This is a genomic window from Streptomyces indicus (assembly GCF_900100315.1).
In the GTDB taxonomy this organism is placed as follows: domain Bacteria; phylum Actinomycetota; class Actinomycetes; order Streptomycetales; family Streptomycetaceae; genus Streptomyces; species Streptomyces indicus.
Map to the genome: position 1 here is coordinate 41,491 of NZ_FNFF01000011.1, position 13,807 is coordinate 55,297.

Here is a 13,807-nt window from a genome sequence, read left to right on the forward strand (position 1 = left end):
ACATAAAGCGCTCAGCAGTTGTCAGATCAGATCTTGGCTGCTTGGCATTTTTCGTTCGGAGGACATCTAGTGGGACGACTCTTCGGCACCGACGGCGTGCGCGGCGTCGCCAACGCGGACCTGACGGCCGAGCTCGCGCTCGGACTGTCCGTCGCGGCGGCCCATGTCCTGGGGGAGGCGGGCTCGTTCGAAGGGCACCGTCCGGTGGCGGTCGTCGGCCGTGATCCGCGCGCCTCGGGCGAGTTCCTCGAAGCGGCGGTCGTGGCCGGCCTCGCGAGCGCGGGCGTGGACGTCCTGCGCGTCGGTGTGCTGCCGACCCCCGCGGTCGCCTACCTCACCGGCGCCCTCGGCGCCGACCTCGGTGTGATGCTCTCCGCCAGCCACAACGCCATGCCGGACAACGGCATCAAGTTCTTCGCGCGCGGCGGCCACAAGCTCGCCGACGAGCTCGAGGACCGGATCGAGTCCGTCTACGAGGAGCACCGCACCGGCGACCCGTGGGACCGCCCGACCGGCGCGGGCGTCGGCCGCATCAAGTCGTACGACGAGGGCTTCGACCAGTACGTCGCGCACCTCATCGGTGTGCTGCCGAACCGGCTCGACGGACTGAAGATCGTCCTCGACGAGGCGCACGGCGCGGCCGCCCGGGTCTCGCCCGAGGCCTTCGCGCGCGCGGGTGCCGAGATCGTCACGATCGGCGCGGACCCCAACGGTCTGAACATCAACGAGGGCTGCGGCTCCACCCACCTCGAGCTCCTCAAGGCCGCCGTGGTCGAGCACGGCGCCGCGCTCGGCATCGCGCACGACGGCGACGCGGACCGCTGCCTCGCGGTGGACCACGAGGGCAACGAGGTCGACGGCGACCAGATCCTCGCCGTCCTCGCGCTCGCCCTGCGCGAGCGCGGGCAGCTGCGCGAGAACACCGTGGTCGCGACCGTGATGTCCAACCTCGGCTTCAAGCTGGCGATGGAGCGCGAGGGCGTCGAGCTGATCCAGACGGCGGTCGGCGACCGCTATGTCCTGGAGTCGATGAAGGAGCACGGATACGCCCTCGGCGGCGAGCAGTCCGGCCACGTCATCGTGCTCGACCACGCCACGACCGGCGACGGCACGCTCACCGGCCTGCTGCTCGCGGCGCGCGTCGCGCAGACCGGCAAGTCGCTCGCCGAGCTCGCGGGTGTGATGGAGCGGCTGCCGCAGATCCTGATCAATGTGCCGGACGTCGACAAGTCCCGCGTCTCCACCTCGGCCGAGCTGGCCGCGGCGGTTGCGGACGCCGAGCGTGAACTGGGCTCCACCGGACGGGTGTTGCTGCGTCCCTCGGGCACCGAGCCGCTCGTCCGCGTGATGGTCGAGGCCGCCGACATCGACCAGGCGCGGTCGGTGGCGGGCCGGCTCGCGGACGCGGTGAAGTCCGCGCTCGGCTAGGGCCTGTCGTCAATCTCCCGTCGTTCGCCCCGAAGGGGCGGCCGGGCGGCGTCTGGTGCGTGCGATCGCAAGGCGGAGGAGGGAGTCGACGCGGAGCGTCGGCGACCGACGACAACGCAGCGAGCGTGCGTGCCAGGCGTCGCCCGGCAGGCGGGAGATTGACGACAGGCCCTAGACCCGTCCGGAGCGCGCACCGATACGGTCACGCTGCCTGGCCCAGAAGAACTTCTGGGCCAGCAGCGTGAGGGTGCCCGCGACCGCGATGCCGAGCAGGTTGAGCAGCAGCTGCTCGGTGGACCCCTTCGCCTGGTTGTACTGCCCGTAGCTGAAGGCCACGGCCGCGTTGGCGGCGGCCGGCACCGTGGTCACCGAGATCGCCACCCCCACCAGGGCCCCCGACTTCGCCGAGGTCAGCGACAGGGTGCCGGCGGCGCCCGCGAGCAGCGCCACGATGAACGAGAACCAGTCCGGGGCGTAGATGAACCCGGTGTTCGGCCGGTCCTGCCGCAGCAGTTTGTCCGTGAACAGGCCGACGGCCTCCATGAAGTAGCTGAAGCCGAGCGTCACCACCATCGCCACCGCGAAGCCCATGAGCAGCGCCGTCAACGACCGCAGGGCGAGCCGCGGCTGACGGTGCACCAGCGCCGTGCAGAACCCGGCCAGCGGCCCGAACTCCGGGCCCACCGCCATCGCGCCCACGATCAGGATCGCGTTGTCGAGCACCACACCGCAGGCCGCGATCATCGTGGCCAGCGTGATGAAGGCGAGATACGTGACGGAGAGCGTCGACTCCTCGTGCGTCGCGTCCGCAAGCTGCTCCCACAGCACCGCGTCCGCGGCCTCGCCGGGCGCCTCCTTCTCGGCCTTGTCGGCGCGCTTGGACAGCGACAGGTCGATGTTCTCGACGGCGATCGAACCGCATTCGTCGATGCCCAACTGCCGCAGTCCGGCGAGCAGTTCGTCGCCCGCCTCGCGCGCCACGTCGCACAGGACCACGTCGCCGCGCGGATTGCGCGCGGCGCCGCCGAGCACCGCGAGATGCGTGGTGCCCACGGTCTTCTCGATCAGCTGGACCACTTCGTCCGTACGGTCGGACGGGGTGATCAGGCGCAGGTGCAGCATGTCGGCACCCTAACGCGGGAGGTGAGGGCTTGGTCAGAGCTTCCGCAGCCGCAGACGCTGCACCTTGTGGTCCGGGCCCTTGCGCAGGACCAGGGTCGCGCGGGCGCGGGTCGGGGCCACGTTCTGGGTGAGGTTGGGGAGGTTGATGGTCTGCCACATGCGGCGCGCGTACGCCATGGCCTCCTCCTCGGAGACCAGCGTGTGGCGGTGGAAGTACGAGTCGGGGTTCTGGAAGGCCGTCTCGCGCAGCTTGCGGAAGCGGCTCAGGTACCAGCTCTCGATGTCCTCGGGCTTGGCGTCCACGTACACACTGAAGTCGAAGTAGTCCGCGAGACCGACGCGGGTGCGGCCGTCCTTGCCGGGCAGGGCGGGCTGCAGGACGTTGAGGCCCTCGACGATGAGGATGTCGGGGCGGCGCACGGTGAGGCGCTCGCCCGGCACGATGTCGTACTTCAGGTGCGAGTAGACGGGCGCGGTGACCTCGTCCTTGCCCGCCTTGATGTCCGCGACGAAGCGCGTCAGGGCCCTGCGGTCGTACGACTCGGGGAAGCCCTTGCGCGCCATCAGGCCGCGGGCCTCCATCTCCTTCATCGGCCACAGGAAGCCGTCGGTGGTGACGAGTTCGACCCGCGGGTGCTCCGGCCAGCGCGCCAGCAGCGCCTGGAGGAGGCGCGCGACCGTGGACTTGCCGACGGCGACCGAGCCGGCGACTCCTATGACGAACGGGGTGCCGTGCTGCGTGCCGTGGCCGTCGCCCGTGTCCAGGAAGGTGTTGAGCGCGCCGCGCAGCCGGTCGGTGGCCTCGACGTACAGGTTGAGCAGCCGCGACAGCGGCAGATAGACGTCCCGCACCTCGTCCAGGTCGATCACGTCGCCGAGGCCGCGCAGCTTCTCGACCTCCGCGGCCGTCAGCGGCAGCGGGGTCTTGTCGCGCAGCGCGCTCCACTCCGACCTGGTGAGGTCCACGTACGGGGTGGGCTCCTGGCGGCGGGGCGTGCCCGGCAGCGGCGAGGTGATCACCCCGTCATTGTTGCGGCTTCATGAACGCGGTGTGGCGTGGGGTGTGTCACGTGGGTGGGCCCGGCGGTCCCGGTGCGCCGCTGCTTCGGTCCCGTCCACGACCTGTGCGCCGCCGCTTCGGTCCGGTGCACGCCCTGCGCGCCGCCGCTTCGTCCCCGGCCGCGACCTGTGCGCCCCTGCTCCGCCCCGTAGGCTGCCGCCATGCGCGCATCACAGCCGGGGCGGGCCGGATGATCATCGGAGTCGGGATCGACGTGGCCGAGATCGAGCGCTTCCGGGCCTCCCTGGAACGCACACCGTCGCTCGCCCGGAGGCTCTTCGTCGACAGCGAGCTGTATCTGCCGAGCGGTGAACGCCGCGGCCACGCCTCACTCGCCGCCCGGTTCGCCGCCAAGGAGGCGCTCGCCAAGGCGCTCGGGGCGCCGGCGGGGCTGCACTGGACGGACGCCGAGGTGTACGTGGAGGAGAGCGGGCAACCGCGCCTTCGCGTGACCGGCACCGTCGAAGCGCGCGCCGTCGCCCTCGGGGTGCGCGGCTGGCATGTGTCCCTGAGCCACGACGCGGGCATCGCGTCCGCCGTGGTGATCGCGGAGGGGTGAGGTCCGACGTGCGTACCGCTCACAGTGCCGAGACCGTGCGCGCCGCCGAGCGCGCGCTGATGGCCGAGCTGCCGGAGGGCGCGCTGATGCAGCGGGCCGCGGCCGGGCTCGCGGCCGCCTGCGCCGATCTGCTCGGCCGGGTCTACGGCTCGCGGATCGTGCTGCTCGTGGGCAGCGGCGACAACGGGGGCGACGCGCTGTACGCCGGCGCCCGGCTCGCTCGCCGCGGCGCCGGGGCCACGGCGGTGCTGCTCGCACCGGAACGCACCCACGAGGGCGGGCTCGCGGCGCTGCGCGGAGCGGGCGGCCAGGTCACCACACCGGCCGATGCCGGGCCCGCGCTCGCCCGCGCCGACCTCGTCCTGGACGGCATCGTGGGCATCGGAGGCAAGGGCGGCCTGCGCCCTGAGGCGGCCGAACTCGCTGCTGCCGTACGGGAGTCGGACGCCGTGGTCGTCGCCGTGGACCTGCCCAGCGGCATCGAGGCCGACACCGGGGAAGTGCTCGGGGAGGCCGTACGGGCCGACGCGACGGTGACCTTCGGGACGTACAAGCCGGGGCTGCTCATCGATCCGGCGCGCTCGTACGCGGGGGCCGTACGGCTCGTGGACATCGGACTCGACCTGCCCGCCGTGCCCGAGCTCGAGGCGTTGCAGTACGCGGACGTGGCGGCGCTGCTGCCCGAGCCGGGGGCGGAGAGCGACAAGTACCGGCGGGGTGTGGTCGGGATCGCGGCCGGCTCGGCCACGTATCCGGGAGCGGCGGTCCTCGCCGTCGCGGGCGCGCTGCGGGGCGGGGCCGGGGCGGTGCGCTACTCCGGGCCCGCCGGCGACGAGGTGCTCGCGCGCTTCCCCGAGACGCTGGTGCACGCCGGACCGCCCTCGGCCGCGGGCCGGGTGCAGGCGTGGGTGGTCGGTCCCGGCATCGGGGAGGACGCGGCGCGGGTCGCCGACGTCCTGGCCCAGGACGTGCCGGTGCTCGTGGACGCGGACGGGCTGCGGCTCGCGGACCCGCAGGTGCTGCGCTCCCGTACGGCGCCGACCGTCCTGACCCCGCACGCGGGGGAGGCGGCGGCGCTGCTCGGGGTCCCGCGCGAGGAGGTGGAGTCGGCCCGGCTCGCCTCCGTACGGCGCCTGGCGGCGGAGTTCTCCGCGACCGTCCTGCTCAAGGGGTCGACCACGCTGGTCGCGCCGGCGGACGGCGGGCCGGTGCGGGCCAACCCGACGGGCACCTCGTGGCTGGCCACGGCCGGGAGCGGGGATGTGCTCTCGGGCCTGTCCGGGGCGCTGCTCGCGGCGGGGCTCTCCGGCGTGGACGCGGCCTCGGTGGGCGCTTATCTGCACGGGCTCGCGGGGCGCCGGGCGGCTTCGGGGGCGCCGGCGTCGGCGCAGGACGTGGCGGCCGCGATCCCGGAGGTCTGGCGGGATGTACGGGGTGAGGCGCCGGCGTAGGGCCGGGTGCGGGTCGGTGTACGGGGGCGTGCGGGTCGGCGTACGGGTGCGTGCGGGTCGGCGTACGGGCGCGGCCCTGCGTCCCCGCGTCACTGCGTCCCCGTGTCCCCGTTTCGCGCTGAACGCGCTCCTCCCTGGCCGCCGTACGGGCTGACATGTGCCGCGCGCCTTCAGGGATTTGCCCCGGTTCACCCGTTTCCTGAAGGGATGATGCAGCGCTTCACACGCCTCACCCTCGCCGCGGCCCTCGCGCTCGCGACCCTCGCCACCCTGCCGCCCGCGGCCACCGCCGAGCCCGGCCCCCCGCCCGTCCCCGCACCCCAGCAGGAGCTGGTGCCGGGCGTGCCGCTCACCCCGTACCACCGCTGGCAGCTCGACACCCCCGACCAGGGCATGCCGCCGCTCGTGTACACGCCGAGCGCCGAGGAGGACGCGGTCGAGCCGATGGAGCCGCCCGCCGAGCTCGACGCGCTCATCGAGTACGTGCCGCCGGGCGAGGTCGTACGCGGCCTCGCGGCCCCGCGGTGCAGCAAGCGGACCGGTCCCCACCAGCGCCAGGTCGAGAAGTGGCTGCGGCTCAAGGCGGACGGCAGGCAGTCGGCGCGGGACTGCGCGGCGATCCGGAAGTTCCAGCGAGCGCAGGGGATCCGGCCGGCCATCGGGTTCGCCGGGCCGGTGACCTGGGCCCGGATGCGCCGGCTCACCGCCGTACGCGATCCGAAGGTGCTGAGGCAGTGCCCGCCGCGTCCGTACCGCATCGCCTGTGTGGACCTCGGTCGGCAGCTGATGTGGGTGCAGAAGGGCGGCAAGGCGATCTTCGGGCCGGTCCCCGTGCGCAGCGGCAAGCGGTCCACACCGACCCGGACGGGCTGGCACAAGGTCTACTGGAAGCACAAGAACCACTTCTCGACGCTCTTCCGCACGCCCATGCCGTACAGCCAGTTCTTCAGCGGCGGCCAGGCCTTCCACGCGATCTACGGCAGCGTGTACAACCCGCCGGGCTCCCCGGGCTGCGTGAACCTCTCCTACCGGGACGCCAAGCGGCTGTGGACCAAGCTCTACAAGGGCGACCGGGTGTACGTGTGGGGGCGCAGGCCGTGACGCTCCCGGCCTGCGCGGGTTCCGAGCCACGACGACGCCGACGCCGCGCACGGCTCTGAGACACTGGGGCGCGATGACTGAGACACCTGTGCGCGTCCGCGCCGAGATCGATCTGGCCGCCCTGCGGGCCAACGTGCGGGCGCTGCGTGCCCGCGCGCCGCGGTCCGCGTTCATGGCCGTGGTGAAGGCGGACGCGTACGGGCACGGGATGGTGCCCTGCGCCCGGGCCGCCCTCCAGGCCGGCGCCACCTGGCTCGGCACCGCGACGCCCGAGGAGGCGCTCGCCCTGCGCGCCGCCGGCATCGGCCCCGACGACGCCCGCGTCATGTGCTGGCTGTGGACCCCCGGCGGCCCCTGGCGCGCGGCGATCGAGGCGGACATCGACCTCGGCGTGAGCGGCATGTGGGCGCTGCGCGAGCTGACCGCGGCGGCCCGCGCGGCCGGCCGTACGGCCAAGGTGCAGCTGAAGATCGACACCGGTCTCGGGCGCAACGGCTGCATGCCCGCCGACTGGCCCGAGCTGGTCGAGGCCTGCCTGAAGGCCGAGGCCGAGGGCACCGTCAAGGTCACCGGCATCTGGTCGCACTACGCGTGCGCCGACGAGCCCGACCACCCGTCGATCGCGCTCCAGTCCGCCGAGTTCGCCGACGCGGTGCGCTTCGCCGAGCAGGCCGGCCTCACCCCCGAGGTCCGCCACATCGCCAACTCCCCGGGCACGCTCACGCTCCCCGAGTCGCACTACGACCTCGTGCGCCCCGGGATCGCGATGTACGGCCTGTCGCCCAGCCCCGAGCTCGGCACCCCCGCCGACTTCGGGCTGCGCCCGGTGATGACGCTCAGCGCCTCGCTCGCGCTGGTCAAGCGCGTCCCGGCGGGTCTCGGCGTCAGCTACGGGCACCACTACGTCACCCCGGAGCCCACCACCCTCGGCCTCGTCCCCGCCGGCTACGGCGACGGGCTGCCCCGGCACGCATCCGGCACCGGAAAGGTCCTGGTCGGCGGCCGCGTGCGGACGGTCGCGGGCCGGGTCGCCATGGACCAGTTCGTGGTCGACCTCGAAGGCGACGAGCCCGCGGTGGGCGACGAGGCGGTCCTCTTCGGCCCCGGCGACCGGGGCGAGCCCACCGCCGAGGACTGGGCGCAGGCGGCGGGCACCATCGGATACGAGATCGTCACCCGCATCGGATCGCGCGTTCCCCGCGTCTATGTGAACGAGTGACGTCGCCCGCGTATGTGAACGAGTGACGTTGCCCTCGCCCAGGGGAACGTGTGAGCGGGCGGAACGGGTAAGAGGTCAAACTGTGAACGAGTGCCCGGACCGGTGGACGTGACCGGACGGCCACCGTGCGGCAGACGCTGCCGGGCTGGTGACCTCGTAACGCAGGAGGCAGGAGCGGCACGTGAGTGACACAGGCACCCAGATCGCGCAGGCCGCCCAGGCCGCCGAGACCGCAGCGGGCGGCTGGCGCAGGGCGGGCCTCGCGGGCGCCGCGATAGGCGTGATCGCCGCGGGCGCGGCGGCCGGTGTCGCGGTCGAGCGGCTCACGGTCGGACGCGGCATGCGCAAGAAGGCCCGCCTCGCACTCGACTCCGCCGGACCTTACGGCTCGCTGCGCGGCCAGCCCGGCAAGGCCGTCGCGGAGGACGGCACGGCCCTCTATTACGAGGTGGACGAGCCCGAACCGGACAGCTCCCAGGCCCGCCGCAGGCGCCGCCTCTTCGGCCGCAAGGCCCCCGCGCCCGTCACCGTGGTCTTCTCGCACGGCTACTGCCTCGGCCAGGACTCCTGGCACTTCCAGCGTGCGGCCCTGCGCGGCGTGGTGCGCACCGTCTACTGGGACCAGCGCAGCCACGGCCGCTCGGAGCGGGGCAAGGCGCAGACGGAGCGCCAGGAGCCGGTCACCATCGACCAGTTGGGCCGCGACCTGAAGGCCGTCATCGACGCGGCCGCGCCCGAGGGCCCGGTCGTCCTCGTCGGCCACTCCATGGGCGGCATGACCGTCATGGCGCTGGCCGACCAGTTCCCCGAGCTCGTCCGCGAGCGCGTCGTGGGCGCCGCCTTCGTCGGCACATCCTCGGGCCGGCTCGGCGAGGTCAACTACGGGCTCCCGGTCGCGGGCATGAACGCCGTGCGCCGGGTCCTGCCCGGCGTCCTCAAGGCGCTCGGCTCGCGCGTCGAGCTGGTCGAGCGGGCCCGGGGCGCCACCGCCGACCTGTTCGCGGGCATCATCAAGCGCTACTCGTTCGCCTCCCGCGAGGTGGACCCCGCGGTCGCCCGCTTCGCCGAGCGGCTGATCGAGTCCACCCCGATCGACGTGGTCGCGGAGTTCTACCCGGCCTTCGGCGACCACGACAAGCAGGCGGCGCTGCGGCACTTCGCGGACGTACCCGTCCTCGTGCTCGCCGGCGACAAGGACCTGGTGACGCCCAGCGAGCACAGCGAGGCCATCGCGGACGAGCTGCCCGAGGCGGAGCTGGTGATCGTGCCCGACGCCGGCCACCTCGTGATGCTGGAGCACCCCGAGCTGGTCACCGACCGTCTCGCCGACCTTCTGGCGCGTGCGGGCGTGGCCGCGCCGGCCGCTACCGTGGTTGCCCATGGAAGCACCGCGCCCCACGTCGACTCCCGCAAGTAGCGTCCGGTTCACCGTCAGCTCGCCCGCCGAGATGGGTGAGCTGGGCCGCCGCCTGGCCAAGCTCCTGCGCGCCGGCGACCTCGTCATGCTCAACGGCGAGCTGGGGGCCGGCAAGACGACCCTGACCCGGGGCCTGGGCGAGGGTCTCGGCGTGCGTGGAGCCGTCACCTCGCCGACCTTCGTCATCGCCCGCGTCCATCCCTCGCTCGGCGACGGGCCGCCCCTGGTCCACGTGGACGCGTACCGCCTCGGCGGCGGGCTCGACGAGATGGAGGACCTCGACCTCGACGTCTCGCTGCCCGAGTCCGTGATCGTCGTGGAGTGGGGCGAGGGCAAGGTCGAAGAGCTCACCGACGACCGGCTGCACGTGGTGATCCACCGCGAAGAAGGCGACGCCGCCTCGGACGTACGGACGATCACGCTGACCGGGCTCGGGGAGCGCTGGGCGGGCGTGGACCTGGAGGCCCTGGCCGCCTGAGCCGGCCGCGGGCTCGCTCATGGTTTCCGACAACGTTCCGACAAGCCGTCGGCAAGATATTGCGCGGCCCCTGCCTGCCGTGTTCACATGGATACCGAGCCACGGTTAGGTCTGCCTAACCACGCCCGCCTCGGGAGCCTCGGGAGGCACCATGTCGGCCCCGGACCATGAGACGACCCGCCCGCCGCAGCCGTCGATGAGCGACCTGCTCGCGTCCTGCGCCGCGGCCACCGCGGTCTCCACGCCGCCGAGCCTCGCCGAGCGCGTACGGGGCGAGGACGGGCACAAGGAAGCGGCGCCGCACCGCGACGCCGCCTGACCACACTTCCGGCACCTCGTCCACGCGACGAGGTGCCGCGCCTGAACGAGGTGTCGCACCTACTCGCCTGAACCGCGGTGTCGCGCCTACTCGACGACGACGACCTTCGTCCCCACCGTTGCGAACTCCCACATCGCGCGCCCGTCCTCGCGCGTCTCGCGGATACCGCCGGTCTTGCGGGAGGTGTCCGGCTCGGGCGTCGAGCCGTCCTGCGCCGCGCTGAACCCGATCGTCACGCCCTCGTTCGAGGCGAAGCGCACGACGTGCTCGATCGGCACCCCGTCCGAGCCCGTGATCGCCCCCGAGCGGGTGGACACCGCGTACTCGCCGGGCAGCGGGTCCACCGTGCTCGGCATGACCTTGAAGGTGCGCTGGACCTTGTCGCCCTGGCCGACCAGCCACACGCGGTCGGTGCCCAGCTGGTACACGACCCGCTCGCCCTGGCCGGACAGCGCCGGCAGCGCACCGGGCTTGGTCTTGCCGCCGGGCTTCTTCGAGGCGCTCGACGAGGAGGGCGTCGTGGGCTTGCCGAGGGTCTCCGGCGCGGATCCTGAGGCCTGGACGGCGAGGAAGCCGACGACCGCGAGGGCCGCCGCGGTGAGCCCGGCCACGTATCCGGCGCTGCTGCGTGCCACCGAGCTACCTCCACACCCTTCGTACACACGACTGGGTCCGTCAAATACGTCCGGAGAGCGACGTTAGCAGCCGGGCCCTGTACGGCCGGGGCGCCGTGCCTTGCCCCTGCACGCCGTAGGCTGTTCGCGTGCTCTTGCTCGCTCTGGATACCGCCACCCCCGCCGTCACGGCCGCCCTGCACGACGGCCGGACCGTCCTGGCCGAGTCATCGAGCGTCGACGCGCGCAGACACGGTGAGCTGCTGCTCCCGGCCGTCGACCGGGTGCTCGCCGACGCGGGCGTGAAGCTGGACGCCGTCACCGCGATCGTGGTGGGCACCGGCCCCGGCCCGTACACCGGACTGCGCGTCGGCCTGATGACGGCCATGACCTTCGGCTCGGCCCTCGGCGTGCCCGTGCACGGCCTGTGCACGCTCGACGGACTCGCGTACGCCTCCGGCCTCGAAGGGGACTTCGTCGTCGCGACGGACGCCCGCCGCAAGGAGGTCTACTGGGCCCGCTACAGCGGCAGCCGTACGCGCGTCACCGACCCGGCCGTGGACCGCCCCGCCGAGATCGCCGAGCAGGTCGCGGGTCTGCCCGCGGTCGGCGCCGGCGCGGGTCTGTACCCGGAGACGTTCCCCGACGCGCACGGGCCCGAGCACGTCAGCGCCGGTGCGCTGGCCTCGCTCGCGGCCGAGAAGCTCGCGGCCGGCGAGGAGCTGACCGAGCCGCGGCCGCTGTACCTGCGCCGCCCGGACGCCCAGGTGCCCAAGAACTACAAGGTGGTCACCCCGAAGTGACCAGCGAGACCCCTGTCCTGCGCGAGATGCGCTGGTGGGACATCGAACCGGTGCTGGAGCTCGAGAAGGAGCTGTTCCCCGACGACGCCTGGTCGCGGGGGATGTTCTGGTCCGAGCTCGCGCACGCCCGTGGCCCCGGCGCGTCCCGCCGCTATGTGGCGGCGGTGGACGGCGAGCGGATCGTCGGCTACGCGGGCCTGGCGGCCGTCGGCGGGCTCGGCGACATCCAGACCATCGCCGTGGCGCGCGAGCAGTGGGGCACGGGCCTCGGCTCGGCCCTGCTCACCGACCTGCTGCGGCACGCCACCGCCTTCGAGTGCACCGAGGTGCTGCTCGAAGTGCGCGTGGACAACGAGCGGGCCCAGAAGCTCTACGAGCGCTTCGGCTTCGAGCCCATCGGCTTCCGGCGCGGCTACTACCAGCCGGGCAACGTGGACGCGCTGGTGATGCGCCTGACCGACCCCGCGTCGGCGCCCGCGACGCCCTCCGCCTCCGCCTCCGTAGAAGAAACCCCTGTACAAGGAACCGAGACCCATGGCTGACGAACCGCTCGTTCTGGGCATCGAGACCAGCTGCGACGAGACCGGAGTCGGCATCGTCCGCGGCACCACGTTGCTCGCCGACGCGGTGGCCTCCAGCGTCGACGAGCACGCCCGCTTCGGCGGCGTGGTGCCCGAGGTCGCCTCGCGCGCGCACCTGGAGGCGATGGTGCCGACCATCGAGCGCGCCCTGAAGGAGGCGGGCGTCAGCGCGAAGGACCTCGACGGCATCTCCGTGACGGCCGGGCCCGGTCTCGCGGGCGCGCTGCTCGTCGGCGTCTCGGCCGCGAAGGCGTACGCGTACGCGCTCGGCAAGCCGCTGTACGGCGTGAACCACCTCGCCTCGCACATCTGCGTGGACCAGCTGGAGCACGGCCCGCTGCCCGAGCCGACGATGGCGCTGCTCGTCTCCGGCGGCCACTCCTCGCTGCTGCTCTCGGCCGACATCACCTCGGACGTGCGCCCCCTCGGCGCCACCATCGACGACGCGGCCGGCGAGGCCTTCGACAAGATCGCGCGGGTGCTCAACCTCGGCTTCCCCGGCGGCCCGGTCATCGACCGGTACGCGAAGGAGGGCGACCCGAACGCGATCTCCTTCCCGCGTGGCCTGACCGGCCCGCGCGACCCCGCGTACGACTTCTCCTTCTCGGGCCTGAAGACCGCGGTCGCGCGCTGGATCGAGGCGAAGCGCAATGCGGGCGAGGACGTGCCCGTACGCGATGTCTCGGCCTCCTTCCAGGAGGCGGTGGTCGACGTCCTGACCCGCAAGGCCGTACGGGCCTGCAAGGACGAGGGCGTGGAGCACCTGATGATCGGCGGCGGCGTGGCGGCCAACTCCCGGCTGCGGGCGCTGGCCCAGGAGCGCTGCGACAAGGCGGGCATCCAACTGCGCGTCCCGCGCCCGAAGTTGTGCACGGACAACGGCGCGATGGTCGCGGCCCTCGGCGCCGAGATGGTGGCCCGGGGCCGGTCGGCCTCGGACTGGGACCTGTCGGCGGACTCCTCGCTGCCGGTGACGGAGCCGCATGTGCCGGGGCACGGGACCGGGCACGGACATGGGCACGGGCACTCCCACGACCACGTGCACGAGGTGGCGAAGGACAACCTGTACGGGTGAGGGGCCTTCCGGGGTACTCGGGCGGGCATGACGACTTCTCCGGAACTCTCCGTGCAGCAAGTGCAGTCGGCCCGCGGCAAGTTCGTCGACTTCACCGATGTCCTGTGGATGGACATCGTTCTGAACCTTGCCTGGATCATGATGCTCGTCGGCCTGTTCTCGTGGATCGGCTGGGGCTACCTGGAGCGGCGGCACGGCGTCCGCGGCGCCGTCCGCCGGCACGACGAGAAGAGCGGGAGCCTGCCGGGGCGCCGGCTGCGCGTCCGCAAGGTGCTCGTCGGGCTCTCGGTCGCGAGCGCCCTGGTGCTCGTCGGCTTCGGTCTCGGCCTGAACGGCCGGCCCGGCCAGGAGGGCGAGGACGCCGGACTGCTGCTCTGGACGGGCGTCGGCGCGCTCGTCGTATGGCTGCTCGGCGTCGTGTTCCTGCGCCCGCGCGCCTGGTCGGGACCGGAAGCCGACGACCCCCGGAAAAATTCTCCGGAAAAATCTGCGGAGCATGTCGATCCGGGCGGAGCCCGTTCGACGCATGGGTGAGAGGCAGGGAAACGGTCCCTCCTCCGCACCGACCAGAGGAGTCACC

The 13,807-nt window shown here is 73.0% G+C and carries 15 protein-coding genes; 12 read left to right on the forward strand and 3 right to left on the reverse strand.

The genetic code is table 11. The annotated features are described in order from the left end of the window. The first annotated feature begins 69 nt into the window (after window positions 1-69). Window positions 70-1,428, forward strand: coding sequence for a phosphoglucosamine mutase (gene glmM / locus BLT97_RS24565; RefSeq protein ID WP_093613787.1), 1,359 nt, complete (start codon window positions 70-72; stop codon window positions 1,426-1,428). Between the two features lie 171 nt (window positions 1,429-1,599). Here glmM and BLT97_RS24575 read toward each other — a convergent pair whose 3' ends face one another. Continuing rightward, window positions 1,600-2,550 (reverse strand): DUF389 domain-containing protein, encoded by a 951-nt coding sequence (locus tag BLT97_RS24575; RefSeq protein ID WP_093613791.1) that lies wholly within the window; start codon window positions 2,548-2,550, stop codon window positions 1,600-1,602. A gap of 33 nt (window positions 2,551-2,583) precedes the next feature. After that, complete coding sequence (gene coaA, locus BLT97_RS24580; protein WP_093613793.1) at window positions 2,584-3,570, reverse strand: type I pantothenate kinase; 987 nt, start codon at window positions 3,568-3,570, stop codon at window positions 2,584-2,586. 230 nt (window positions 3,571-3,800) lie between these two features. Between coaA and BLT97_RS24585 the strand changes: the two genes are divergently transcribed. From BLT97_RS24585 to BLT97_RS37980, 7 genes are all read left to right on the forward strand, one after another. Then, the gene (locus tag BLT97_RS24585; RefSeq protein WP_093614064.1) at window positions 3,801-4,169 is read left to right on the forward strand and encodes a holo-ACP synthase; all 369 of its coding nucleotides are present in this window, start codon (window positions 3,801-3,803) and stop codon (window positions 4,167-4,169) included. A gap of 8 nt (window positions 4,170-4,177) precedes the next feature. Then, the gene (locus BLT97_RS24590) at window positions 4,178-5,620 is read left to right on the forward strand and encodes an NAD(P)H-hydrate dehydratase (RefSeq protein ID WP_093614066.1); all 1,443 of its coding nucleotides are present in this window, start codon (window positions 4,178-4,180) and stop codon (window positions 5,618-5,620) included. A 207-nt stretch (window positions 5,621-5,827) separates the two neighbouring features. Next, window positions 5,828-6,721, forward strand: coding sequence for a L,D-transpeptidase family protein (locus tag BLT97_RS24595; RefSeq protein ID WP_245769525.1), 894 nt, complete (start codon window positions 5,828-5,830; stop codon window positions 6,719-6,721). A gap of 73 nt (window positions 6,722-6,794) precedes the next feature. Then, window positions 6,795-7,940 carry an alanine racemase gene (gene alr / locus BLT97_RS24600; RefSeq protein ID WP_093613795.1) on the forward strand — a complete coding sequence of 382 codons (1,146 nt, stop codon included), beginning with the start codon at window positions 6,795-6,797 and terminating at the stop codon, window positions 7,938-7,940. Between the two features lie 181 nt (window positions 7,941-8,121). Beyond that, window positions 8,122-9,357, forward strand: a complete 1,236-nt coding sequence (locus BLT97_RS24605; protein ID WP_093613797.1) for an alpha/beta fold hydrolase — start codon at window positions 8,122-8,124, stop codon at window positions 9,355-9,357. Then, window positions 9,320-9,835, forward strand: a complete 516-nt coding sequence (gene tsaE, locus BLT97_RS24610; protein ID WP_093613799.1) for a tRNA (adenosine(37)-N6)-threonylcarbamoyltransferase complex ATPase subunit type 1 TsaE — start codon at window positions 9,320-9,322, stop codon at window positions 9,833-9,835. Before BLT97_RS24605 ends, tsaE begins: the two co-directional genes overlap by 38 nt. Before the next feature lie 151 nt (window positions 9,836-9,986). Next, entirely contained in the window at window positions 9,987-10,154 is a 168-nt protein-coding gene (locus BLT97_RS37980) for a hypothetical protein (protein WP_176953880.1), read from the forward strand. A gap of 86 nt (window positions 10,155-10,240) precedes the next feature. Here the strand turns inward: BLT97_RS37980 and BLT97_RS24615 are convergent, their stop codons facing one another. Beyond that, window positions 10,241-10,789, reverse strand: a complete 549-nt coding sequence (locus BLT97_RS24615; protein ID WP_093613801.1) for a hypothetical protein — start codon at window positions 10,787-10,789, stop codon at window positions 10,241-10,243. Between the two features lie 128 nt (window positions 10,790-10,917). Between BLT97_RS24615 and tsaB the strand changes: the two genes are divergently transcribed. The 4 genes from tsaB to BLT97_RS24635 are packed head-to-tail and all read left to right on the forward strand — an operon-like array spanning window position 10,918 to window position 13,761. Next, window positions 10,918-11,571 (forward strand): tRNA (adenosine(37)-N6)-threonylcarbamoyltransferase complex dimerization subunit type 1 TsaB, encoded by a 654-nt coding sequence (gene tsaB / locus BLT97_RS24620; protein ID WP_093613803.1) that lies wholly within the window; start codon window positions 10,918-10,920, stop codon window positions 11,569-11,571. 26 nt (window positions 11,572-11,597) lie between these two features. Continuing rightward, the gene (gene rimI / locus BLT97_RS24625) at window positions 11,598-12,113 is read left to right on the forward strand and encodes a ribosomal protein S18-alanine N-acetyltransferase (protein WP_093614070.1); all 516 of its coding nucleotides are present in this window, start codon (window positions 11,598-11,600) and stop codon (window positions 12,111-12,113) included. Beyond that, entirely contained in the window at window positions 12,106-13,227 is a 1,122-nt protein-coding gene (tsaD, locus tag BLT97_RS24630; protein ID WP_093613805.1) for a tRNA (adenosine(37)-N6)-threonylcarbamoyltransferase complex transferase subunit TsaD, read from the forward strand. Before rimI ends, tsaD begins: the two co-directional genes overlap by 8 nt. Window positions 13,228-13,254: 27 nt before the next feature. Then, a complete protein-coding gene (locus BLT97_RS24635) occupies window positions 13,255-13,761 on the forward strand; it encodes a transporter permease (RefSeq protein ID WP_143041375.1) in 507 nt (168 codons plus the stop codon). Window positions 13,762-13,807 lie beyond the last annotated feature (46 nt).

Coding starts and splice junctions, on each gene's coding strand:
- BLT97_RS24575 (WP_093613791.1), bottom strand. CDS start 2,550: ATGCTGCACCTGCGCCTGATCACCCCGTCCGACCGTACGGACGAAGTG.
- BLT97_RS24585 (WP_093614064.1), top strand. CDS start 3,801: ATGATCATCGGAGTCGGGATCGACGTGGCCGAGATCGAGCGCTTCCGG.
- BLT97_RS24595 (WP_245769525.1), top strand. CDS start 5,828: ATGATGCAGCGCTTCACACGCCTCACCCTCGCCGCGGCCCTCGCGCTC.
- alr (WP_093613795.1), top strand. CDS start 6,795: ATGACTGAGACACCTGTGCGCGTCCGCGCCGAGATCGATCTGGCCGCC.
- tsaE (WP_093613799.1), top strand. CDS start 9,320: ATGGAAGCACCGCGCCCCACGTCGACTCCCGCAAGTAGCGTCCGGTTC.
- BLT97_RS37980 (WP_176953880.1), top strand. CDS start 9,987: ATGTCGGCCCCGGACCATGAGACGACCCGCCCGCCGCAGCCGTCGATG.
- rimI (WP_093614070.1), top strand. CDS start 11,598: ATGCGCTGGTGGGACATCGAACCGGTGCTGGAGCTCGAGAAGGAGCTG.
- tsaD (WP_093613805.1), top strand. CDS start 12,106: ATGGCTGACGAACCGCTCGTTCTGGGCATCGAGACCAGCTGCGACGAG.
- BLT97_RS24635 (WP_143041375.1), top strand. CDS start 13,255: ATGACGACTTCTCCGGAACTCTCCGTGCAGCAAGTGCAGTCGGCCCGC.